The organism is Streptomyces sp. NPDC051018 (assembly GCF_044456085.1).
GTDB lineage: Bacteria > Actinomycetota > Actinomycetes > Streptomycetales > Streptomycetaceae > Streptomyces.
The window spans coordinates 87,879-109,212 of record NZ_JBITFN010000015.1; the positions used below are offsets into that span (position 1 = coordinate 87,879).

At 72.4% G+C, this 21,334-nt stretch carries 20 protein-coding genes, 1 pseudogene and 1 riboswitch; of the genes and pseudogenes, 14 read left to right on the forward strand and 7 right to left on the reverse strand.

All coding sequences use genetic code 11. The features are described from left to right. Positions 1 to 249 precede the first annotated feature (249 nt). Positions 250 to 1,770 (reverse strand): SDR family oxidoreductase, encoded by a 1,521-nt coding sequence (locus tag ACIBCM_RS24410; protein ID WP_399246554.1) that lies wholly within the window; start codon positions 1,768 to 1,770, stop codon positions 250 to 252. Positions 1,771 to 2,127: 357 nt separating this feature from the next. Here ACIBCM_RS24410 and ACIBCM_RS24415 point away from each other — a divergent pair, with 357 nt between their 5' ends. After that, a complete protein-coding gene (locus tag ACIBCM_RS24415; protein ID WP_399246556.1) occupies positions 2,128 to 2,835 on the forward strand; it encodes a lysophospholipid acyltransferase family protein in 708 nt (235 codons plus the stop codon). A gap of 116 nt (positions 2,836 to 2,951) precedes the next feature. On the opposite strand, the gene ACIBCM_RS24420 is transcribed toward ACIBCM_RS24415, so the two are convergent. Together ACIBCM_RS24420 and ACIBCM_RS24425 are read right to left on the reverse strand one after the other, a co-directional pair. Further along, a complete protein-coding gene (locus ACIBCM_RS24420) occupies positions 2,952 to 4,529 on the reverse strand; it encodes an alpha/beta hydrolase (RefSeq protein ID WP_399246558.1) in 1,578 nt (525 codons plus the stop codon). A gap of 503 nt (positions 4,530 to 5,032) precedes the next feature. Further along, the gene (locus tag ACIBCM_RS24425) at positions 5,033 to 5,653 is read right to left on the reverse strand and encodes a TetR/AcrR family transcriptional regulator (RefSeq protein ID WP_399246560.1); all 621 of its coding nucleotides are present in this window, start codon (positions 5,651 to 5,653) and stop codon (positions 5,033 to 5,035) included. A gap of 106 nt (positions 5,654 to 5,759) precedes the next feature. On the opposite strand from ACIBCM_RS24425, the gene ACIBCM_RS24430 reads away from it, so the two are divergent. Continuing rightward, a complete protein-coding gene (locus ACIBCM_RS24430) occupies positions 5,760 to 6,767 on the forward strand; it encodes an ABC transporter permease (RefSeq protein WP_399246562.1) in 1,008 nt (335 codons plus the stop codon). Between the two features lie 267 nt (positions 6,768 to 7,034). On the opposite strand, the gene ACIBCM_RS24435 is transcribed toward ACIBCM_RS24430, so the two are convergent. Next, positions 7,035 to 7,490, reverse strand: coding sequence for a PASTA domain-containing protein (locus ACIBCM_RS24435; RefSeq protein WP_399246564.1), 456 nt, complete (start codon positions 7,488 to 7,490; stop codon positions 7,035 to 7,037). A gap of 805 nt (positions 7,491 to 8,295) precedes the next feature. Further along, positions 8,296 to 8,456, forward strand: a riboswitch (cyclic di-AMP (ydaO/yuaA leader). A gap of 3 nt (positions 8,457 to 8,459) precedes the next feature. On the opposite strand from ACIBCM_RS24435, the gene ACIBCM_RS24440 reads away from it, so the two are divergent. Further along, a complete protein-coding gene (locus ACIBCM_RS24440) occupies positions 8,460 to 8,936 on the forward strand; it encodes a C40 family peptidase (protein WP_399246566.1) in 477 nt (158 codons plus the stop codon). Positions 8,937 to 9,188: 252 nt separating this feature from the next. Here ACIBCM_RS24440 and ACIBCM_RS24445 read toward each other — a convergent pair whose 3' ends face one another. Beyond that, entirely contained in the window at positions 9,189 to 9,620 is a 432-nt protein-coding gene (locus tag ACIBCM_RS24445) for an ATP-binding protein (protein WP_399246568.1), read from the reverse strand. A gap of 279 nt (positions 9,621 to 9,899) precedes the next feature. Here ACIBCM_RS24445 and ACIBCM_RS24450 point away from each other — a divergent pair, with 279 nt between their 5' ends. Both ACIBCM_RS24450 and ACIBCM_RS24455 read left to right on the forward strand, forming a co-directional pair. Further along, positions 9,900 to 10,757 (forward strand): helix-turn-helix domain-containing protein, encoded by an 858-nt coding sequence (locus ACIBCM_RS24450; protein WP_399246570.1) that lies wholly within the window; start codon positions 9,900 to 9,902, stop codon positions 10,755 to 10,757. Between the two features lie 162 nt (positions 10,758 to 10,919). Then, positions 10,920 to 11,096 carry a DUF397 domain-containing protein gene (locus ACIBCM_RS24455; RefSeq protein WP_399246572.1) on the forward strand — a complete coding sequence of 59 codons (177 nt, stop codon included), beginning with the start codon at positions 10,920 to 10,922 and terminating at the stop codon, positions 11,094 to 11,096. Here ACIBCM_RS24455 and ACIBCM_RS24460 read toward each other — a convergent pair. Next, positions 11,089 to 12,273: an 8-amino-7-oxononanoate synthase gene (locus tag ACIBCM_RS24460; protein ID WP_399246574.1), complete on the reverse strand. Its 1,185-nt coding sequence runs from the start codon at positions 12,271 to 12,273 to the stop codon at positions 11,089 to 11,091. The genes ACIBCM_RS24455 and ACIBCM_RS24460 overlap by 8 nt on opposite strands. A 169-nt stretch (positions 12,274 to 12,442) precedes the next feature. Here ACIBCM_RS24460 and bioB point away from each other — a divergent pair, with 169 nt between their 5' ends. From bioB to ACIBCM_RS24480, 4 genes are all read left to right on the forward strand, one after another. Next, on the forward strand, positions 12,443 to 13,585 hold the full coding sequence (bioB, locus tag ACIBCM_RS24465) for a biotin synthase BioB (RefSeq protein ID WP_399246576.1): 1,143 nt from the start codon (positions 12,443 to 12,445) through the stop codon (positions 13,583 to 13,585). Next, a complete protein-coding gene (locus ACIBCM_RS24470) occupies positions 13,578 to 14,867 on the forward strand; it encodes an adenosylmethionine--8-amino-7-oxononanoate transaminase (RefSeq protein WP_399246578.1) in 1,290 nt (429 codons plus the stop codon). Before bioB ends, ACIBCM_RS24470 begins: the two co-directional genes overlap by 8 nt. A 130-nt stretch (positions 14,868 to 14,997) precedes the next feature. Further along, the gene (bioD, locus tag ACIBCM_RS24475) at positions 14,998 to 15,711 is read left to right on the forward strand and encodes a dethiobiotin synthase (RefSeq protein WP_399246580.1); all 714 of its coding nucleotides are present in this window, start codon (positions 14,998 to 15,000) and stop codon (positions 15,709 to 15,711) included. Between the two features lie 328 nt (positions 15,712 to 16,039). After that, on the forward strand, positions 16,040 to 16,789 hold the full coding sequence (locus tag ACIBCM_RS24480) for a class I SAM-dependent methyltransferase (RefSeq protein ID WP_399246582.1): 750 nt from the start codon (positions 16,040 to 16,042) through the stop codon (positions 16,787 to 16,789). A gap of 250 nt (positions 16,790 to 17,039) precedes the next feature. Here ACIBCM_RS24480 and ACIBCM_RS24485 read toward each other — a convergent pair whose 3' ends face one another. After that, on the reverse strand, positions 17,040 to 17,342 hold the full coding sequence (locus ACIBCM_RS24485; RefSeq protein WP_399246584.1) for a hypothetical protein: 303 nt from the start codon (positions 17,340 to 17,342) through the stop codon (positions 17,040 to 17,042). Positions 17,343 to 17,396: 54 nt separating this feature from the next. Here ACIBCM_RS24485 and ACIBCM_RS24490 point away from each other — a divergent pair, with 54 nt between their 5' ends. The 5 genes and pseudogenes from ACIBCM_RS24490 (at position 17,397) to ACIBCM_RS24510 (ending at position 21,330) form a co-directional block, all read left to right on the forward strand. Continuing rightward, complete coding sequence (locus tag ACIBCM_RS24490) at positions 17,397 to 18,128, forward strand: MerR family transcriptional regulator (RefSeq protein ID WP_399246586.1); 732 nt, start codon at positions 17,397 to 17,399, stop codon at positions 18,126 to 18,128. 261 nt (positions 18,129 to 18,389) lie between these two features. Further along, complete coding sequence (locus tag ACIBCM_RS24495) at positions 18,390 to 19,274, forward strand: ABC transporter ATP-binding protein (protein ID WP_399246588.1); 885 nt, start codon at positions 18,390 to 18,392, stop codon at positions 19,272 to 19,274. 59 nt (positions 19,275 to 19,333) lie between these two features. Next, a pseudogene (locus ACIBCM_RS24500) lies at positions 19,334 to 19,726 on the forward strand (ABC transporter permease); the annotation flags it as partial. A 92-nt stretch (positions 19,727 to 19,818) separates the two neighbouring features. Continuing rightward, positions 19,819 to 20,715 (forward strand): TIGR03621 family F420-dependent LLM class oxidoreductase, encoded by an 897-nt coding sequence (locus tag ACIBCM_RS24505; RefSeq protein ID WP_399246590.1) that lies wholly within the window; start codon positions 19,819 to 19,821, stop codon positions 20,713 to 20,715. Between the two features lie 174 nt (positions 20,716 to 20,889). Next, positions 20,890 to 21,330, forward strand: coding sequence for a GNAT family N-acetyltransferase (locus ACIBCM_RS24510; RefSeq protein ID WP_399246592.1), 441 nt, complete (start codon positions 20,890 to 20,892; stop codon positions 21,328 to 21,330). Positions 21,331 to 21,334 lie beyond the last annotated feature (4 nt).

The following is a 21,334-nucleotide window of genomic DNA, read 5'->3' on the forward strand; positions in this document are numbered from 1 at the left end:
AGGCCGGCTCCTCCGCCAACGGGTCCCCGAGTACGGAGAGTGAGTACCTGACGCTTCCGGGTCACTGACCACAGTGGCCCCGGCCGCCGGTGCCCGCAACACAGTGCGGCCCCGACCGGGTGACGGCACGCCCTGAGCGACATCAGGACCGATTCTCAGGACTGATTCTCAGGACCGGAGCGCGGGACAGACCGGTGGGTCCGGTCGGTCCTCCGGCCGGGCGGCTCGTCGCGCGCGGCCGGACCCCCGTCACTCCGTCCGGCCGGGCTGTTCCCGGACTGAGGTCCTCGCCGCCGTACGGGCGATATTGCGGGCCATACCGCCGAACACCACGGCGTGGAAGGGCGAGACGCTCCACCAGTAGGCGTGGCCGAGGAGCCCCCGGGGGTGGAACAGCGCGCGCTGCCGGTACCGGGTACGGCCGTCCGGGGACTGCTCGGCGTACATCTCCAGCCAGGCGAGCCCGGGCAGTTTCATCTCGGCGCGCAGCCGCAGCAGTCTGCGGGGTTCGATCTCCTCCACCCGCCAGAAGTCCAGGGAGTCGCCCACCCTCAGCCGGGCGGCGTCCCGCCGTCCGCGGCGCAGACCGACCCCGCCCGCCAGACGGTCCAGCCACCCCCGTACCGCCCAGGCGAGCGGGAAGGAGTACCAGCCGTTGTCACCGCCGATACCCTCGATGACCCGCCAGAGGGCGGTGGGAGACGCGTCGACGGTGAGCTCCCTGCGGTCGGTGTAGAGGCTGCCGCCGGCCCAGCCGGGATCGGTGGGCAGCGGATCGCTGGGGGCGCCGGGGGTGGAGGCCGAGGACCAGCGGGTGGCCACATCGGCCTCCCGTACCCGCCGCAGGGCGTAGGCGAGGGCCGTGTCGAAGGGCAGCGGATGTCCGGGAGGACTCGGCACATACCGCTCGATGTCGCTCTCGCGGCAGACGACCTCATGGCGCAGGGACTCCGCGAGCGGCCGCGCGATCGCCCGGGGAACGGGGGTGACCAGGCCGATCCACTGGCTGGACAGCCCCGGTGTCAGCATCGGCACGGGCAGGACGAGCCGGTGGGGCAGCCCCGCCACCCGCGCGTACCGGTGCATCATGTCGCGGTACGTCAGCCGGTCGGGGCCGCCGATGTCGAAGGTGCGGTTCACCTCGCCGGGCAGGCCGGCGCTGCCCACCAGATACCGCAGCACATCGCGTACGGCGATGGGCTGGACGCGGGTGCCGACCCAGCTGGGGGTGACCATGACCGGCAGCCGCTCGGTGAGGTAGCGCAGCATCTCGAAGGACGCCGAGCCGGAGCCGATGACGACCGCGGCGCGCAGCACGGCCGTCGGTACGCCCGAGCGCAGCAGGATGTCGCCGACTTCGGCGCGGGAGCGCAGATGGGGGGAGAGTTCCCGCACCGGGACGCCCTCCGGGGTGAGACCGCCGAGGTACACGATGCGTCGCACTCCGGCGGCCCTGGCCTCCTCCCCGAAGATCCGGGCCGCCTCGCGGTCCCTCCGCTCGAAGCCGGAGCCGCCGCCGAGCGCGTGGACCAGGTAGTAGGCCACGTCGACGTCCCGCATCGCGTCACGCACGGAGGCGGCGTCGGTGACATCTCCGCGCACCACCTCGGCCCGGCCGGCCCAGGGGTGGTCCCGCAGTGCGGCGGGTGAGCGGGCCAGCGCACGGACCCGGTGGCCCGCCGCGAGCAGTTCGGGCACCAGCCGGCCGCCGATATAGCCGGTCGCCCCGGTCACCAGGCATCGCGGGTTCCGCTCGTCGCCCTCGCGCATCTACGGCCTCCGTGTCGAAGGGGTCCCGCTCTCCACGCTCCCCCGCCGCGGGCGCCTCCGCTCGTCCGGCGGGCGGGGATCGACGGAAGACGGTCGTCCCTGATCGCCGGGGACGGCCGGCGGAACACCGCCGGAGCCGGATCCGGGAGACCGCGTGTCCGTCGGCGCAGCGGAAGGCCGGTCCCGGTGTGAAGGGCCGACCCCTGGGGTTCCAGGGGTCGGGGCCGTATCTCGTGCGTACGATCGGACATGGTTACGGGAGACAAGACCCACACATACACTTGTTCCACCCGGAACACGCTGTGAGCGGGCAGAACGCGATGCCGGAGCCGATCTGACGGAGTTGGGAGTTCCCTCGTGTTCTATTACGTGCTCAAGTATGTCCTTCTGGGGCCGCTGCTGCGGTTGCTCTTCCGGCCCCGGATCGAGGGACTGGAGCACATTCCCGAGGACGGCGCGGCCATCGTCGCCGGGAATCATCTGTCGTTCTCCGACCACTTCCTGATGCCCGCGATCATCGGACGGCGCATCACCTTCCTGGCGAAGGCGGAGTACTTCACCGGGCCCGGGCTGAAGGGCCGGCTGACGGCCGCCTTCTTCCGCAGCGCCGGGCAGATTCCCGTGGACCGGTCCGGCAAGGAGGCGGGGCAGGCGGCGATCCGGGAGGGGCTCGGCGTCCTGGACAAGGGTGAGCTGCTGGGCATCTACCCGGAGGGCACCCGTTCCCACGACGGACGGCTGTACAAGGGCAAGGTCGGTGTGGCGGTGATGGCGCTGCGCGCGGGTGTGCCGGTGATTCCGTGCGCGATGGTGGGCACCTTCGAGATCCAGCCGCCCGGCCAGGTGCTGCCGAGGATCAGACGGGTCACCGTACGGTTCGGCGAGCCGCTGGAGTTCTCGCGCTACGCGGGCATGGAGAACGAGAAGGCCGTCATCCGCGCCATCACCGACGAGATCATGTACGCGATCCTCGGGCTGTCGGACCAGGAGTACGTGGACCGGTACGCGGCGGAGGTCAAGGCGGAGCTGGAGCAGGCGAAGAAGGCGGGCCGCCGCGCCGGTTGAGGCACGGCGGCCCGCAGTGACCGTCCGGCCCGTGCGGGAAGCCGACATGTGAGAGGGACGGGCGGAGTGCGCCGCCCGCCCCCCGTCCGGGCGGCCTCGGACCGGGCGGACCGGTCCTACGGCTTCGGTGTCGCGTGCGGTTCACACGTCACATCGCGCCCGTCGAGCGCCCCGCCGATCAGATAGGCGTCGACCCGCCGGTTGACACACGGGTTGACCAGGCCGGTGACACCGTGCGAGCCGGCGTCCCGCTCGGTGATCAGCCGGGAGCCTCTGAGGCGCTTGCGCAGTTCGACGGCCCCCTCGTACGGGGTGGCCGCGTCCCGGGCGGACTGCACGATGAGCACACCCGGCAGGCCCTTGCCCGACGTCACGTCGACCGGGGTGTGCTGCTTGGCGGGCCAGGTCGCGCACGGCAGGTTCAGCCAGGCGTTGGCCCAGGTCATGAAGGGGTTGTTCCGGTGGAGCCGGGTGTTGTCCCGGTCCCACTTCTTCCAGCTGGTGGGCCACTTGGCGTCCGCGCACTCGACGGCCGTGTAGACGGCGTTGCCGTTCTCCGCGGCGGCGTTGCCCGCGGTGTCGGACGGATCCGGTGCGGCGGCGTCGATGAGCGGCTGCGGGTCCCCGGCGGCGTACGCGCTCCAGATCCGGGCGACGGGCGCCCAGGAGGAGTCGTAGTACGGAGCGCTCTGGAAGAAGCCGATCAGTTCGGCCGGTCCGACGACTCCGCCGAGCGGCGCCTTCGCGGCGGCGGCGCGCAGCCGCTGCCACTGCCGCTCGACCTTCGCGGGCGTGTCACCGAGGCCGAAGGCCGCGTCGTTCGCGGCGACCCATGCCTTCCAGTCGTTCCAGCGCGTCTGGAAGGCCACATCCTGGTCGAGGTTGGCCTCGTACCAGATCTTCTCCCGCGAGGGGTTGACCACGCTGTCGACGACCATCCTGCGGACATGGCCCGGGAAGAGGGTCGCGTAAACGGCACCGATGTACGTGCCGTAGGAGACACCCAGGAAGTTGAGCTTCCGCTCACCGAGAGCGGCCCGGATGACATCCAGGTCGCGAGCCGTGTTCGGCGTGGTCATATGCGGCAGCATCCAGCCGCTGCGCTCGGCACAGCCGTTCGCGTACTCGGCGGCGAGCTTGCGCTGGGCGCGTTTGTCGGCCTCGCCGCGGGGCACCGGGTCGGCTTTGGGGGCCTTGACGAACTCCCGCGGGTCGGCGCAGGAGATCGGGGCGGAGCGGCCCACACCGCGCGGGTCGAAGCCCACGAAGTCGTACGCCTTGGCGGTGTTGGCCCAGATGGGGTTCCTGTTGGTGACCCGGGTGGGGAAGCGCAGGCCCGATCCCCCGGGGCCACCGGGGTTGTAGAGCAGGGCTCCCTGGCGCTCCGCCGGGGTGCCGGTGCTGCCGATCCGGTCGACGGCCAGCTTGATCTGTCTGCCGCCGGGGTGCGCGTAGTCGAGCGGAACGGTCACCCAGCCGCACTGGATGGGTCGGGGTATGCCCCAGCCGTCGGGGCAGTCCGCCCAGTCGATGCCCTCGTTCGCGGCGCGTTCGGCGGCGATCCGCGTACCGCGTGCCTCGGAGGTACCTCCGGGACCGCTGTCGGCGCCGGCGGCCGGAGCCGCTATCGCCCCCGCTATGAGCGTGCCCGCCATCAGAGTGCCGGCCGAGCCGAGCACTGCTGTGCGTCTCACGGAGAACTCCCCCTTTCTGTCGACGAGTTGTCCGTGACGAGTTGTCCGGGGGATCCTCGCGTCTGGGGGAGTACAGGGACAGGTGGTACTGATGTTCTTTACCGAACCCATAACCGGTGGGTGAAGTCCCGCTGAGCGGTGCAGGATTCCGCGGAGCCGAACGTCCCCTGTCAACCGCCGGATTCGGTCTCACCGGCCCCATGGGGCACGCCCGGGACTCTCGCCGTGGCCGCGTTACACGGGTCCCCGACCCGCCGATGACGGTCCCGTCCTGCCGCGGGGTGTCCGGGATCCGGTACGGCGGCCGGGCGGCCGGGAGGGGCGGGCCGGGAGCGGGGCCGCCTCCGGCGATCCGCGTCCCGGACCCGCTCGCGCGGAAATCCCGGGCCCGCTCGCACTGAGGTCACGCACCCGCACACGCGGAGGTCAAGCGCCCGCACGCAGGGAGTCGGCGGGGCAGCCGCAAACCGTGGAGGCACGGACCGGCGCCCTCCTTGCCCGGGTCAGTCAGCCTCGGGACGGCGCATGGACATCAGACCGCTCAGCCCGTTCTCAAGGACCTCGGCCTTCATTCCTCCGAAGAGGGCGTGCTGGGTGATGAAGCCCTGCGCGGCGGCGATCAGCGTGCGCGCCATGTCGTCGCCCGAGATGTCCTCCGCCAGCATCCCGTTCTCCCGGTAGGCGTCCGCGAGTCCGGCCCAGGTCAGGCGCAGACGGCTGTAGCTGTCCTCGAGGAACACCCCCAGGACTTCGTTACGCAGGGTTTCAGTCCATACCTGGACGACGAGCCGGGCGAACATCTGCCCGTCGTCGTCGTGGCTCTGCTGCTCGAACACCCCGCGCAGCACCCGGGCGACCAGCACATCCGGCAGCGGGGGCGGTGTGGTGCGGGCCGCCTCGTCGAACGCCGCCCTGATCCCGGTGAACGTCTCCTCCGCGATCGCCTCGATCAGCTCCTCCTTGCTGCGGAAGTAGCGGTACACGGCACCCGCCGAAAGGCCGACCTCACCGAGGACGTCCTGCATCGAGGTGGCGTGGAAGCCGTTGCGGGAGAAGCAGCGCGCCGCGCCGTCGAGGATCTGGCGGCGACGGGCGTCGAGGTGTTCCTGGGATACACGGGCCATGGGGACAAATCTAAAACGAACATTCCTTCTTGACAAGGACCAAGGCCCCGGAGCACGGTGGACTCACGAAAACGAACGATCCTTCTCTTTGCAATCGAGGTGTCTCATGTCCGCTGTCCCACCGGTCCACGCGGTCACCCCGGCGCGCCGGATGATCGCGGTGATGGTGCTCGTACCCGTACTGGTCGGGCTGGCGCTCTGGGCGTTCGCCTGGCCGGCCGCGCGCACCGCTCCCCGTGATCTGCCGATCGGGGTCGCCGGCCCCCCGGCCGCCGCTGCCCCCGTCGAGCAGCGGCTGGAGCAGCGCGAGGGGGCCTTCGACGTGCACCGCTACGAGGACGAGGCCGCCGCGCGTACGGCCGTCGAGCGGCGGGAGGTGTACGGCGCGGTGGCCGTCACCCCCGAGGGCCCCAGGCTGCTGACCGCGTCGGCGGCGAGCCCCGTGGTGGCGGGGCTGCTCCGGGAGGCCGTCACGGCGCAGGTCCCGGACGGACAGCGGGTCGCCGTGACCGATGTCGTGCCCGCTCCGCCCGGAGATCCGCGCGGCGGTTCCCTCGCCGCGAGCATGCTGCCGCTCTCGATCGCCGGTATCGCGGCCGGGGCACTGGTGACGCTGCTGGGGCTGCGGGGTGCCCGTGGGGCGACGGCCCTGGTGGGCGCCGCGGCGCTCCTCGGTATCACCACGGCCGCCGTCGCCGACAGCTGGCTCGGTGTCCTCAACGGCCCCTGGTGGGGCGAGGCCGGGGTGGTGGCACTCACCGTCCTCGCGGCGGGTGCGAGCGCCGCCGGGCTGGGGGCGCTGCTGGGCCGCCCCGGAATCGCGCTGGGGAGTGTGCTGTTCGTCCTTCTCGGCAACCCGTTCTCCGGAGCCGGGAGCGCACCGGAGCTGCTGCCCGAGCCCGCGGGCACGATCGGCCAGTGGCTGCCGCCCGGCGCGGGCACGCAACTGCTGCGCTCGGTGGCGTTCTTCGACGGGCACGGCGCGGACGGCGCACTGCTCACACTCGTCCTGTGGTCGGCTCTGGGACTCGCCGCCGTGCTTCTGGGGGGCCGCCGGAGGGCTCCCGAGAGCGCCGGGGTGCTCCGGAACACCACCCCGGCCCCGGTCGGCTGAGCCCAAAGGACAGGCCCGACACCCGCCGACGGCCGTGCGGCCGTCGGCGGGTGTCGGGCCTCCGCCCGTGTACGGCTCCGCTGTACGGGTGCCCTCGTCGCCCCTCGCACGGAACCCCCGTACGACGCGGTCGATCCGTTCGTCCGGCTCCGCACGGGCTCGCGTCACCGGACACCCGCAGGCCGCTCCCCGGCTCACTCGCCGGTCGGTTCACGACAGCCCATGGGACAGACGGCCGATTCAGCGGCTCGGAGCCGCCCCAGGACGTCAGGGGCAGGTTTCCTCGAGCTTCACCGTGCCGAAGTTCAGCTCGGTGTCGACCGACACGACGCTGCCCGCCTTCGGATCCTGGCTGCACACCTTCCAGTTGCGGTCCCAGACCTGGTTGCGCCCCTCACCCGTGCTGTCGTGCGAGGTCATCAGGTAGAAGCCCGTCTCCTGGGCCGAGTCCTGGGCCGCCTGGAGGCCCATGCCGATGAAGTTGGGCAGGGGCTTTCTCTCCGGCTTCTTCGCGGTGTCGCCGACGGGCTTCGCCGTGACCGTCCTGGTGACCGTGGGTCCGGGCGGCGCTTTGGCCCCCGCCGCGGCCGGCGCGGTGACCGTGGCGGTCGCGGTGGCGGTCGGCGCGGCCCCGGCGTCGCCCGCCTTCTGGGTACCGCCGTTCCCCGCCGCGCCGATGCCGATACCGATGAGGAAGAGGAAGGCGCCCGCGGGGACGATCACACGCTTGCGCGCCCATCCCGGCCGCTTCCCGGGCGCCGGGCCCCCTGCCTGCCGCTGCCCCCACTGCCCCGTCGGTTGCCCATGCGGCTGCTGACCCCAGCTCACGTATCCCCCCAAAGGATGATTGCCGAAGGCCCGACCGTAGTGGTGCCGATTCCCCTCCGGCGGGACGTACTTTCCGGTAGTGACGCAGTTGTGATCAATCGGCCGGGACGCCGTATTGCTCCACCCCGGGCGGCCGCGCCCGTCACGACAGAACATGCCCTGACCATGGATTTCCCCCGCACAGCCACTCGCCGGCCGTGCGACCGCGCCGCGGACGCACGGGAGCCCCCACACCGCCGGGGCGAGAGCGAGGTCCACGCGGCCACGCACGGCGGGGCGTTGAGGATTCTCGACGGCGAATACGCCAAAAGGGAGCATTCCGGACGGCACTTCCATCGGATCCCGCCCGTCGGCGGAATCGGTGGCAACTGTCAACCGCTGGTTGAGTACCAGTAATGGTCCCCCAATTGATGTAGTCGCTTCCCGGCGAGCGGCTACGGTCGAGTTGCGCATGCCAACCGGCAAGCAAGCGGAGCGCCTTGCTCCTTCGCTGGTACGGGCCTCCTCGGCCGTCGAGTTCCGATGCCTGTAGACGGCACGTCCACCCGAACAGCCCATTCGTGTTGAAACTCACATATCGCCGTTTTGGCTCGGAATTCCGCCTCGCCGTAGGTCAAGATCCCTGGGACGACAAGCCCCCGTCACCTCGGCGGGGCGGTCCGGACGGACGCCGAGTCCTGCCGCTGTTCCGGACGACTGGTCGACAGGAGTGCTTCGGCAGGAGTGGAGGACCCGAGCATTACGGGACAGCCGGAACCGTCCGGATCCGTTCCTCGGGGTGAAGCCGCGCCAGCGCGGCCGGGCACCTTCGTCCGCCCGAACCCGACAGGTCATCCTTCACAGGCGGCTGACGAAGGGTTGCGCATGAGTGCGCAGATGAACGTCCCGTTTCTGATCAGCCGGGCGGGCGCCGTTTCGGCCCTGACCCTCGCCGCGCTCGGCGGCTCCCTGCTCGTGCCGGGCGGCACGTCCGAGGCACAAGCGGCCACGGCACACGCGGGGAAGGCGCTCAAGATCGCGGCGTCGAAGAAGGGGGCCCCGTACAAGTACGGCGCCGTGGGCCCCTCGCGCTTCGACTGCTCGGGCCTCACGCTCTACTCGTACAAGAAGGCGGGCAAGAAGCTGCCACGGACCGCCCAGCAGCAGTACAACTCGACCCGCAAGGTCTCGGCATCCAGCCGGCAGGTGGGGGATCTGGTCTTCTTCCACTCGGGCAAGAGGGTCTACCACGTGGGCATCTACGCCGGAAAGGGAAAGATCTGGCACTCCCCCAAGACGGGGTCGTGGGTGAAGCTGGACAAGATCTGGAGCAAGAGCGTCTGGTACGGACGGGTGCGCTGACCGTCTGCCGTCAGCAGCCGTAAGCCGGTCGCCGGGTGTCCCCGGTGGCCGGCGTACCGGCGTGAACGCGCCGTTTTCGAAAGGGCTCCCGGCAGGTGCCCCGGCCTCCCCGGGCCCGGGACACACGGCGTCCCGGGGGCTCGGCGCACTGCGCCGCCCGCCCCTTCGGCCGCGCGGCGGGAACCCGGCCCCGGGATGCGCGCCGCGCTGCTCCCTGCGCCCAGCCGACAGCCGGACCACCCGGCCGGGTGATCAGTTCCGTACGGCCGCGGTCCACGGCAGGGCGATCCAGACGGTCTTGCCGCCCTCGGGGGTGGGGGTGACCGAGAGCCGTCCGCCCGACTGCGCGGTGAGGCTGCGGATGATGACCATCCCCCGCCCGTTGTCCTGCCGTACCGCCGCGGGCAGCCGCTGGGGCCAGCGCGGGTGACTGTCCGTCACCCCGATGCGCAGCTCCTCGTCCCGCTCCAGCGTCAGATCCACCGTGAAGGTGGGCGACTGGCCGAAGGTGTGCTGGACCGCATTGGTGGTGAGCTCCGAGACGATCAGCCGGACCGTGTCGACGGTCTCGCTGCCGGCGGGCAGACCCCACTCGGATACGACGTCGGTGACATACCTCCGTGCCACCGACACCGAAGCGGGATCGCTCGGCAGAGTGATGGATGCTTCCTGTTGATCTGCCATGGCGACGCTGTCCCTTTCCCACCGCGGCCGTGCTCCGACTTCGTAGCGGATGGAGTGCGCTGGGCGGCCACGGATTGCGCTTCGCGCCAGACTGCCACTCATCGCGCCGCCGCGAGTGGTGATCCACCAAGATATGCATATATCTGTCGCCCAAAGCGGTGAACTCTGCCGCGCGAAACCGCGTTTGGACCCACACTCACAACTCTGTCCGACGGTCCGGCGCGACCGGCCGTAAGGCCGGCGCCGGACCGTGGATCAACCGAGCGGAAGGAATCCCCGATGCAGCACGGCCCCGCGGTGCGCCGCCGCAAACTGGGCGAAGAACTCCGCAAGCTGCGCCATGCGGCGGGGCTGACCAGCCGCAGCGCCGGGGCGCTGGCCGGCTGGCACCAGTCGAAGGTGAGCCGGATCGAGACCGGCGCCAGCGGTGTCAAGGCCACCGATGTCCGGCTGCTCCTCGATGTGTACGAGGTCGACGACCCCCGTCTGCGGACGCTGCTGGAGACACTCGCGGGCGCGGCAGGCGGCTCGGGCACGCCCTGGTGGTACGCGTACCGGGGGCTGCTGCCGCCCGAGTACCGCGACTTCATCTCCCTGGAGGCCCAGGCGTGCTCGGTGCGCACGCTGGAGACCTCGGTGGTGCCGGGGCTGCTCCAGACCCCGGCGTACGCGCGGGCGGTGACCCGGGCGACGCTGGAGGATCTGCCGGAGGCGACCGTCGAATCGCTGGCGGAGGTGCGGATCACCCGGCAGGCGGTGCTGCGCGCGAGGGATCCGCTGAAGCTCCGGGTCGTCCTCGACGAGGCGGCGCTGCGACGGCAGGTCGGGGGGCCGCGGGTGATGCGGGAGCAGCTGAGGGAGCTGGTCCGCTCGGCCCGGCTTCCGCATGTACGGCTCCAGGTGCTGCCGTTCTCCGTCGGCGCTTATGTCGGACTCGCCAGCTCTTTCGTTATCTTCTCCTTTCCGAACACTTCTGATCTGGATGTGGTCGTTCTTGACCACTTGACGAGTAGCCTCCATCTGGAGCGGGCAGAAGACCGTGAGGTGTACAGCGCCGCCTTCACGACCATGCAGGCGCGTGCCCTGTCCGCGGTGGATTCCCTGGATCTCATCGCCACGCTCATGGATGACGCTTAGGGAGGCTCCATGTCCGATCGCCTCGCGCACATCGACCCCGCACTCGCCCGTGTATCCGCCGACTCCGCAGCCGCCGCCCCGGCGCACGTCTCTCCCGCAACACCGGGCCCGGTGTCCGCCCCTCACCCGTACGGCGCCCCCGTGAACCACGACAGCGTCTTAATGTGGCGGCGCAGCAGCCGCAGCACCGGCATGAACAACTGCGTCGAGGCGGCCAGGCTCCCCGACGACACCCTGGCCGTACGGGACTCCAAGAAGGTGTCCCGGCGGCCGCTGCGCTTCTCGCCGCGGGCCTGGGACCGCTTTGTGATCGCGGTCGGCGCGGGGAGCGTCAGCTGACCGGCGCGGCCCCGCTGAGAGCCCCGGTGAAGGCCCCGGGCGGAGCCGTCCGCACCACGGTCGCGACCGCCCACCGGGCCTGACGGTCGGTCACATCGGCGCGGGCCGTCAGCCGGAGCCGTGAGACCCCGTCCGGCACCGACGGCGGACGGAAGCAGCCGACTGCCAGTCCCTGTGACCGGCAGTCGGCGGCCCAGCGCACGGCGGCCTCGGGCGACGGCGCCCTGACGGAGACCACGGCGGCGTCCGGGCGTACGGCCGTCAGCCCCCGCGATGTCAGCAGGGTGTGCAGGGTCGCGGCCACCGTGCGCACACGGGCCGCCCGTTCGGGTTCCCGGCCCAGCAGGCGCAGCGCGGCCAGAGCGGCGCCCGCGGCGGCGGGGGCGAGACCCGTGTCGAAGATGAACGTCCGGGCGGCGTTGACCAGATGGTCGATGACCGGGGCCGGTCCGAGGACCGCGCCGCCCTGGCTGCCGAGGGACTTGGAGAGGGTGAGCATCGCGACCGTCCCGGGGGCGCCCGCGAGCCCGGCGGCGCTCAGGGCGCCGCGTCCGCCGTCGCCGAGGACACCGAAGCCGTGCGCGTCGTCCACGACCAGCGCGGCCCCCGCCCGGCGGCAGATCTCCGCGAGGCGGGGCAGCGGCGCGGCGTCGCCGTCGACCGAGAACACCGAGTCGGTGACGGCGAGCGCCCGCCGTCCGGGGTGCGCGGCGAGGGTCCCCCGCACGGCGTCGAGGTCGGCGTGCGGGGCGATCACGGTCTCGGCGCGGGAGAGCCGGCAGCCGTCGACGATCGAGGCGTGGTTGGCCGCGTCCGAGACGATCAGCGAGCCCCGCGCGGACAGCGCGGTCATCACGGCGAGATTGGCCGCGTATCCGGACGACAGGACGAGCGCGGCCTCGAAGCCGGTGAAGACGGCGAGTTCGCGTTCCAGTTCGGCGTGGAGTTCGGTGCTGCCCGTGACCAGCCGGGAGCCGGTGGCCCCCGCGCCCCAGCACCGGGCCGCCCGGGCCGCTGCCCCGGTGATCTCCGGGTGGCGGCTCAGACCGAGGTAGTCGTTGCCCGCGAGGTCCAGCAGATCCGCCTCGGCGGGGCGCGGGCGGAGCGTACGCACCAGTCCGGCGCGCTCACGGCGACCGGACTCCTCGTGGAGCCATGCGAAGGGATCCTGGGTCATCGTGGTCCGGTCCTCGTACGGCCCTTTCGTCGGGGCCTTTTGTAGGCAGCCCACAGACACTAACCGGGGGCGCACCGGGAACGGGTGTGGTCATACACACACTTCGCCGAGGCTCTCTTGTGAGGTTCCGACTTTCCCAGGACGAGTGCCGTACGCCAGGATCGGCGCCATGGACCTTCTGAGCACGCTGGTGGAGAAGGGGCTGCGGCGCGAGCTGCCGACCCGTGAAGAGGCGCTCGCCGTACTGGCGACCTCCGACGACGACCTGCTCGATGTGGTGGCGGCGGCCGGCAGGGTACGCCGCCAGTGGTTCGGCCGCCGGGTGAAACTCAACTATCTGGTCAATCTGAAGTCGGGGCTCTGCCCGGAGGACTGCTCCTACTGCTCCCAGCGGCTCGGCTCCAAGGCGGAGATCCTCAAGTACACCTGGCTGGGGCCCGAAGAGGCATCGCGGGTGGCGGCCGCGGGGGTCGCGGGCGGCGCCAAGCGCGTCTGTCTGGTGGCGAGCGGACGCGGACCCACGGACCGGGACGTCGACCGGGTCTCCCGGACCATCGAGGCGATCAAGGAGCAGAACGAGGGCGTCGAGGTGTGCGCCTGTCTCGGTCTGCTCTCCCAGGGGCAGGCGGAGCGGCTGCGGGAAGCGGGCGCGGACGCGTACAACCACAATCTCAATACGTCCGAGGGGACGTACGGGGACATCACCACCACCCACACCTACGCCGACCGGGTGGACACGGTGCACCAGGCGCAGGCGGCGGGACTGTCGGCCTGCTCCGGACTGATCGCGGGCATGGGCGAGAAGGACGAGGACCTGGTCGACGTGGTCTTCTCGCTGCGCGAGCTGGACCCCGACTCGGTTCCGGTGAACTTTCTGATCCCCATCGAGGGAACGCCGCTGGCGAAGGAGTGGAACCTCACCCCCCAGCGCTGTCTGCGGATCCTCGCGATGGTGCGGTTCGTCTGCCCGGATGTGGAGGTCCGGCTCGCGGGCGGTCGCGAGGTCCAGCTGCGCTCGCTCCAGCCGCTCGCGCTGCACCTCGTCAACTCGATCTTCCTCGGGGACTATCTGACGAGTGAGGGCCAGGCGGCCCAGACGGATCTGGACATGATCGCGGACGCGGGCTTCGAGGTGGAGGGCGCGGGTACGACGACGCTGCCGGAGCACCGGGCGGGCGGCGGCTGCGGCGGGGGCGCGGTCTGCGCCGACGGACCGCCCGGCGCCTCCGGGCAGGCTCCGGCCGGTGCCCGTCCGGACCTGGTGGCGGTACGCCGCCGGGGCGCGGGCACGGATACGGCACCCAATGCCTGAACTGTCCGTCCCGGAGTTGGTGGCACTGGACCGGGCCCATGTCTGGCATCCGTACGGGCCGATGCCCGGCCGCAGTGATCCGCTGGTCGTGGAGTCGGCGTCCGGGGTACGGCTGCGGCTGGCCGGACCCGTCCACGGCCGGCGCGAACTGATCGACGGCATGTCGTCCTGGTGGTCCGCGATCCACGGCTACAACCACCCCGTCCTCAACGAGGCGGCACGCGGCCAGCTGGACCGGATGAGCCATGTGATGTTCGGCGGGCTCACCCATGAGCCCGCCGTCCGGCTGGCGACCCGGCTGGTCGAGATCACCCCCGGGCCCCTGCGCCATGTCTTCCTCAGCGACTCCGGGTCGGTCTCCGTCGAGGTGGCCGTCAAGATGTGCCTCCAGTACTGGCGGTCCGTCGGCCGTCCGGCGAAGCAGCGCCTGCTGACCTGGCGCGGCGGGTACCACGGCGACACCTGGCAGCCCATGGCGGTGTGCGACCCCGACGGCGGGATGCACGGCCTGTGGACGGGTGTCCTCCCCCGCCAGATCTTCGCGGACGCACCGCCCGCACGGTACGAGGAGCGGTACGCGGACCATCTGCGCGAGACCGTCGCGCGGTACGCGGACGAGGTGGCCGCGGTGATCGTGGAGCCGGTGGTCCAGGGCGCGGGCGGGATGCGGTTCCACTCCCCCGCGTATCTGCGGGTGCTGCGCGAGGCGTGCGACGACCACGGTGTGCTGCTGATCTTCGACGAGATCGCCACCGGCTTCGGGCGGACGGGCACGCTCTTCGCGGCGGACCAGGCGGGTGTCTCGCCGGACGTCATGTGCCTCGGCAAGGCGATGACCGGCGGCTATCTGTCGATGGCGGCGACGCTGTGCACCTCGCGGGTGGCCGAGGGCATCTCGCGGGGCGAGGTCCCGGTCCTCGCCCACGGCCCCACCTTCATGGCCAATCCCCTGGCGGCGGCCGTGGCCAACGCCTCCGTCGACCTGCTGCTCGCCCAGGACTGGGCCCAGGAGGTCAAGCGGCTGGAGACCGGGCTGCGGGCGGGTCTCGCCGAGGCGGCCCGGCTGCCCGGCGTCACGGACGTCCGGGTGCTCGGCGGTGTCGGTGTCGTCCAGCTGGACCACGAGGTGGACCTGCCCGCCGCCACGGCGGCGGCGGTCCGCGAGGGGGTCTGGCTGCGCCCCTTCCGCGATCTGATCTATACGATGCCGCCCTTTGTGACCGAGGACGCGGACCTCGACCGGATCTCCGCGGCGGTCGTCGCGGCGGCGCGGGCGGGGTAGGCCGCACCGGGAGCGCGGGCACGGCGGGGAGGCGGAGTCCCTGACGGGCCCGCGACACGGGCCTGCTCCTGCCACGGGCGGAAGAGGTGCTGCGGGCAAAGAAGTGCCGCACGGAGGAGAGGAACAGCGCATGGGCGTCATCGTCGTCACCGGGACCGGGACGGAGGTCGGCAAGACCGTCGTCACGGCGGGCGTCGCCGCCCTCGCACGGGCCCGGGGGCGGTCCGTCGCCGTGCTGAAGCCGGCCCAGACCGGCGTCGCCGCCGGAGACCGCGGGGACATCGGCGAGGTGGCACGGCTCGCCGGGGAGGTGAGCGGGATGGAGCTGGCGCGGTATCCCGAGCCCCTCGCGCCCGCGACCGCCGCCCGGCGGGCCCGGATGGCCGCGGTACGGCCCGAGGACGTGGCGGACGCGGCGGGCAAACTGGCCGCGGAACACGATCTCGTCCTGGTCGAGGGCGCGGGCGGACTGCTCGTACGGTTCGACGACGGCGGGGCCACCCTCGCCGATGCCGCGCGGCTGCTGGGCGCTCCCGTGCTCGTCGTCGCTCCGGCCGCGCTCGGCACCCTGAACGCGGTGGCCCTGACCGCCGAGGCCCTGCGCTCGCGCGGTCTGGAGCAGCTCGGTGTGGTCATCGGGAGCTGGCCGGACGTGCCGGATCTCGCGGCGCGGTGCAATGTGGTGGATCTTCCCGAGGTCGCCGGGGCGCCGCTCCTCGGAGCCGTACCGGAGGGGGCGGGCCGGCTGGAGCCCGCGGAGTTCCGGGCGGGTGCCGCTGGCTGGTTCGGCCCGCCGCTGGGCGGCTCCTGGGATGTGGAGTCGTTCACCGCGTCCGTGCGCTGAGCGTCCCCGGGCGGGGGCGGATGCCGCGGGCCTCGGGTGCGCCGGGCTCGCGCGGGTGAGTTCCGCGGGTGGAGATCCGGTGCGGCAGCTCCCGTACGTACGTTTCGGGCTTGCGGGCTCCCCGTACGCCGGAGGGCTCCGCGCCCGCCGGGTCGTCCCGCGCGCGGGCGCGGGCTCCGGTGGGCGCGGGCGCCGGCACGGACGGGCGCGGGCATCCCGCCCCCGCCGCCCCCGGTACATCGCAGGATCTCCGTGCCCGGGGATTCCACAGTCGCCGGGCGGCGGGGAGAATGGCCGTAGACGGACTTTCCCATCCGGAGGAACCGTGATGCGTCCGCGTGCCAGAGCCGTGCCCCGGGACGCCGTCCACCACCCGGTGTTCGCGCGCTTCTACGCCAGATTCAGTGTGTCCGCCGACAAGAGGGGCGGCATCGCCGCCCACCGCGACGAACTGCTCGCCGGTGTCTCCGGGCGGGTGATCGAGATCGGGGCGGGCAACGGGCTGAACTTCGCCCACTACCCCGGCTCCGTCTCCGAGGTCGTCGCGATCGAGCCGGAGCGCTCCCTGCGCATGCTGGCCTCCCAGGCCGCCCGCCGGGTGGAGGTCCCGGTGGACGTGGTGCCGGGCGCGGCCGAGGCGCTGCCGGTCAAGTCCGAGGCGTTCGATGTCGCGGTCGCGTCCCTGGTGCTGTGTTCCGTACGGGACCTGCCCCGCGCGCTCGCCGAGATCAAGCGGGTGCTGCGCCCGGGCGGTGAACTGCGCTTCTTCGAACACGGCCTGGCCCCGGGCAAGGGGCTGGCCCGCACCCAGCGGATGCTGGACCGCACCGTCTGGCCCCTGCTGTTCGGCGGCTGCCACACCGCTCGGGAACCGCTCGCGGCGATCGAGGCGGCCGGTTTCCAGCTCGGCACCCACCGCCGGCTCATGGTTCCCGAGCACGGGCCGACGGTTCCGTCCTCCCCGTGTGTCCTGGGCGTGGCCCGCCGGCCCTTCCCCGATCCCGAACGGGCGCGGGAACCGGCCACCGAAGCCACCCTGGAGCGGAACCCGGGCCCCGGGCCGGACGAGCGGCCGTAGGCCGCCCGGAATCCCGGCCCCGGCTTCGGGGCCCGGGAGCCGACCGGATGGGCAGGGCCGCGCCTGCCCTGCCTGCCCTCGAAAGTCGCGGACCCCCGGCCCGGCACCCGGCTCCGGCCGGGACCGCGCCCCCGCCGTCGTGTACGGCCTCCGCCGAGGCCCGACCTGCCGTACCCGATGACCGCACCCCGGGCACAGAAGGCACCCGGTTCAACCACTCAGCCCCGCAGCCGTCCAGCCCCGCGACCGTTCAGCCCGGAACCCCTCGCTCCTCAACCCTCTCGCCCGACGCGCTCAGCAGCCGCTCCAGCTCCCTCCCGGCCTCGTCGTACCCGGCGTCGGCGATGCGCCCCAGCTCACGCGGATCGCCGTTCGCGACCGCGCGCCGGGTGAGCAGGAACCCGGCGTGCGCGCACCCCTCGTCCAGCAGCTCGCTCAGCTCCCCGAGGTCCCCGGCCGCGTCGGCGAGATCGGCCAGCCGGTCCAGAGCCGTCTCATTGCCCTCGTCGGCCAGCGCGCGCAGGGTCTCCCGGTCGATGTTCGTATGCATCATGACGCCATGCTGCGACCCTGCCCCTGGGGAAGGGTCAAGTGGGACGATGGCCGGATGATCACCATCGGACAGCTCGCCGGGTACGCCGGAGTGTCGGTCAAGACGGTCCGCGTGTACCACGACAAGGGGCTCCTCCCCGAGCCCGGCCGCGACGCCTCCGGCTACCGGCGGTACGGAGCGGATGACGCCATCGAGCTGATCAAGATCCGGACCCTCGCCGAGGCCGGTGTCCCGCTGGCCCGTATCCGGGAGCTGAGATCGGCGACCGACGAGGAGTTCCGGCGGGCGCTGCGTGAGATCGACGACGAGCTGACCGCCCGTATCCGCGGCCTGCGGGCCACACGGGAGCGCCTGGGCCGGCTCGCCGCGGGTGACCTGACACCGCTGCCCCCCAAGGTCTGTTCCCATCTCGAGCGGCTGGCCCACTGGGGATTCACCCCCCGATGGGTGGAGCTGCAACGCGATCTGTGGATCCTGGTGTTCGCCACCCACCCCGATCGCGCGGTCACCCTCTTCCACGACCAGGCCGAGACCCTGGCCGACCCGGCGCTGCGGCGGCTCCACCTCGACTACGACCACGCGTACGGCCTCGACGCCGACGATTCCCGGGTCGACGATCTCGCCCGCCGGATCGCCGACGCGACCCGGAAGCGCTACGGGCCCGGTGAACCGCCCGGACTGGAGGCGCCCTCCGAGGTCCCCGCCCTCATCCAGGGCACGGTCAACGCCTCGTCCCCGGCGTGGCGACGGCTCGACACGCTCATTCGCACGGCACTGGACGCGTGACCGGGCGGGTACGGACGTACCGTGCCGGCCGTGTGCGGACGTACCTGCCGGCCATGTGCGGACAACCGGGGGACCGCCCGTCCGCGCGCCGCGGGACTCCGGCACGGTACCGGCCCGCCCGCTGGAGCACCCCCGGGCGGATGCCCCTTACACCGACCCTGAGAACGGGACCCTGCGAGGGATACCGGCGTCTCTCCGGAGCCCACTAACCTCGTTGGATCGTACGGGAGTTCGGTGCGGCCACGATCCGGGGAGGCGGCCTTGTCCACACCTGCTACTGCACCCACCCACGGCCAGTCCGGGGATGTCCCGATCGCCGCCCGCGCGCGGGCGCTGACCAAGGCGTACGGCGGTGGGGAGACGGCCGTGCGCGCGCTGGACGGCGTCGACGTCGACATCGCGCGCGGCCGGTTCACCGCGGTCATGGGACCGTCCGGGTCCGGCAAGTCCACGCTGATGCACTGCCTCGCCGGTCTGGACACCGTCTCGGCCGGCCGGGTGTGGCTGGGCGGCACGGAGATCACCGGCCTCAAGGACCGCGAGCTGACGCTGCTGCGCCGGGACCGGGTCGGCTTTGTGTTCCAGGCGTTCAATCTGCTGCCCACCCTGACGGCCGCGGAGAACATCACCCTCCCGATGGACATCGCCGGGCGCACACCGGACCGGGAGTGGGTCGACAAGGTCATCGACACCCTCGGGCTGCGGGACCGGCTCCGGCACCGGCCCGCGCAGTTGTCGGGCGGTCAGCAGCAGCGGGTGGCCTGCGCACGGGCCCTGGCCTCCAGGCCCGAGCTGATCTTCGCCGACGAGCCGACGGGCAATCTGGACTCGCGGGCGGGCGCCGAGGTTCTGGGCTTTCTGCGGGAGGCCGTGGACGGGCTGGGCCAGACGGTGGTGATGGTGACCCATGACCCGGGCGCCGCGGCCCACTCCGATCTGGTGCTGTATCTGGCGGACGGCCGGATCGTCGACGTCATGCCGGATCCGACCGCGGAGGCGGTACTGGAGCGGATGCGGCTGTTCGCCGGAGGCGGGGATCAGCACGGAGGCGACCGGACGCGGAGGGCGGGGGTGCCCGGCGACCGCGACCACGGTGCCCGGCCCGGGGCCGGGCATCCCCCCGGACATCCCGGCCGCGAGAGCTGAGGCCCCGATGCCGAGGGCGACTCTGCGCAGCTTCTTCGCGCACCAGGGCAGGATGCATGCTCTGTCCGGTGTACGCGCTGCTGGGCCTCGCGATCGTCATCCGCGTCCTGGGGGTGGTGAACGCCCTCGCCCTGTCGGTGGTCGAGCGGACGCGGGAGATCGGCCTGCCGCGGGCCGCCGGACTCTCCCGGAGGCAGCTGCGGCGCATGATCCGGCTCGAATCCGTCGTGATCGCGGTCTTCGGCGCGCTGCTGGGGCTGGGACCGGGCATGGTGTGGGGTGTGGCCGTCCAGCAGGTGCTGGCGCTGGAGGGCCTCACCGCGTTCGCCGTGCCGTGGGGCACGGTGGCCGCGGTGGTGGCCGGCCCGGTGGTCGTGGGGCTCGCCGCCGCGGTGCTGCCCGCGCTGCGCGCGTCCCGGACGAACGTGCTGTCCGCCGTCTCCCATGAGTGACCGATGAGTGACCGACGCTTGCGACCTGCCGAAAGGACGCCGGAAACCCGCCGCGTGGACGCAGGAGAGACCTCTCGTCTGGAGGAGCACGTATGACCCGCCCGTTCCGGTTCTCCGTGAACATGACGATCCCCACCGACGGCGCCGGGTGGCGCGACAAGTGCAGACGGGCCGAGGAACTGGGCTATGACGTGATCCAGGTGCCCGACCATCTGGGCATGATGGCCCCTTTCCCGGCCCTGGTGGCCGCGGCGGCGGTGACCCGCCGGCCCCGGCTGGGCACCTTCGTCCTCAACGCGGGCTTCTGGAACCCGGCGCTCCTCGCCCGCGAGATCGCCACCACCGACGCCCTCACCGGCGGCAGGCTGGAGATCGGCCTCGGCGCGGGCTATGTGAAGGAGGAGCACGACCGGGCGGGCCTGGACTTCCCCGGCCCCGGCGGCCGGGTCGACCGGCTGCGGCACACGGTCGGGGAACTGATCAGGCTCTTGGAGGACGACGAGCACCGCCCGGCCCCGGCCCAGCGGCCCCGCCCGCCCCTGATGATCGGCGGCGACGGCGACCGGGTGCTGAAGCTGGCGGCCGACCACGCCGACATCGTCGCCTTCAGCGCCGGCCGGGACACCGAGCGGGGGATGGTACCGATCGACGCCGATCAGCTGGACGAGCGGGTCGCCGCCTACCGCAAGCTTGCGGGCTCCCTGGCCGATCCGGCCGGTGAGCGGGAGCTGAATCTGCTCCTCCAGGTCGCCACCGTCACCGATGACCCGCTCGGGGCGGCCGAGGCCGTACTGGCACGGGCGCCCGCGCTGGCGGATGTGAGCCCTGCCCAGCTGCTGGCGTATCCCCAGATCGTGATCGGCACGGTCCGGGAGATCGCCGACAAGCTGCGCACCCAGCGCGAGCGCTATGGCTTCACGTATGTCTCCGTCCTCGACGACGCCCTGGAAGCGTTCGCTCCGGTGATCGAGGAGCTACGGGAGGACTGATCGGGCGGCCGCGGCGGGGAACAGCCCGAGGGCGCGGGGCCGGGAGACCATCCGAGGGCGCCGGGCCGGGGTCAGCGGCCGGGAGAATCGGCCGGGGCCCCTCACGCGGCCGTCCGCGCCCGTGTCCGCGAAAGCCGGTGGCGGGCCCGCGGCTCCGCGTGCTTGGCTCGGACCATGGACGAGCTGCGCATCCGGACCGCCGTGGCCTCCGAGGCCGAGACCGTACTCGCGTTCTGGGGACAGGCCGCGGAGGGCACGAGCATCACGGACGACGTGGACGGCGTCACCCGCCTCATCGCCCGCGATCCCGAGGCGCTGATCCTGGCCGAGCTGCACGGCAGGCTGGTGGGCTCGGTGATCGCCGGGTACGACGGGTGGCGCTGTTCGCTGTACCGGCTGGCCGTCCTCCCCGGCCACCGGCGCCGGGGCATCGCGACCGCACTGCTCCAGGCCGCCGAGAGGCGGTTCGAGGCCGTGGGCGGCCGGCGCGGGGACGCGATGGTCCTGGAGGCGAACGAGGGTGCGCACCGGGCCTGGTCGGCGGCCGGATACCGGCGTGAGGACCACTGGCGCCGCTGGGTCAAGCCGTACACCGGGCCCGTACGCACGGGCTGACCGG

Bases quoted from the DNA above. Each gene is read 5' to 3' on its own strand.
- ACIBCM_RS24410 (WP_399246554.1), bottom strand. From the start codon at position 1,770: ATGCGCGAGGGCGACGAGCGGAACCCGCGATGCCTGGTGACCGGGGCG.
- ACIBCM_RS24425 (WP_399246560.1), bottom strand. From the start codon at position 5,653: ATGGCCCGTGTATCCCAGGAACACCTCGACGCCCGTCGCCGCCAGATC.
- ACIBCM_RS24430 (WP_399246562.1), top strand. From the start codon at position 5,760: ATGTCCGCTGTCCCACCGGTCCACGCGGTCACCCCGGCGCGCCGGATG.
- ACIBCM_RS24440 (WP_399246566.1), top strand. From the start codon at position 8,460: ATGAGTGCGCAGATGAACGTCCCGTTTCTGATCAGCCGGGCGGGCGCC.
- ACIBCM_RS24445 (WP_399246568.1), bottom strand. From the start codon at position 9,620: ATGGCAGATCAACAGGAAGCATCCATCACTCTGCCGAGCGATCCCGCT.
- ACIBCM_RS24450 (WP_399246570.1), top strand. From the start codon at position 9,900: ATGCAGCACGGCCCCGCGGTGCGCCGCCGCAAACTGGGCGAAGAACTC.
- ACIBCM_RS24455 (WP_399246572.1), top strand. From the start codon at position 10,920: ATGTGGCGGCGCAGCAGCCGCAGCACCGGCATGAACAACTGCGTCGAG.
- ACIBCM_RS24460 (WP_399246574.1), bottom strand. From the start codon at position 12,273: ATGACCCAGGATCCCTTCGCATGGCTCCACGAGGAGTCCGGTCGCCGT.
- bioB (WP_399246576.1), top strand. From the start codon at position 12,443: ATGGACCTTCTGAGCACGCTGGTGGAGAAGGGGCTGCGGCGCGAGCTG.
- ACIBCM_RS24470 (WP_399246578.1), top strand. From the start codon at position 13,578: ATGCCTGAACTGTCCGTCCCGGAGTTGGTGGCACTGGACCGGGCCCAT.
- bioD (WP_399246580.1), top strand. From the start codon at position 14,998: ATGGGCGTCATCGTCGTCACCGGGACCGGGACGGAGGTCGGCAAGACC.
- ACIBCM_RS24480 (WP_399246582.1), top strand. From the start codon at position 16,040: ATGCGTCCGCGTGCCAGAGCCGTGCCCCGGGACGCCGTCCACCACCCG.
- ACIBCM_RS24485 (WP_399246584.1), bottom strand. From the start codon at position 17,342: ATGATGCATACGAACATCGACCGGGAGACCCTGCGCGCGCTGGCCGAC.
- ACIBCM_RS24490 (WP_399246586.1), top strand. From the start codon at position 17,397: ATGATCACCATCGGACAGCTCGCCGGGTACGCCGGAGTGTCGGTCAAG.
- ACIBCM_RS24505 (WP_399246590.1), top strand. From the start codon at position 19,819: ATGACCCGCCCGTTCCGGTTCTCCGTGAACATGACGATCCCCACCGAC.
- ACIBCM_RS24510 (WP_399246592.1), top strand. From the start codon at position 20,890: ATGGACGAGCTGCGCATCCGGACCGCCGTGGCCTCCGAGGCCGAGACC.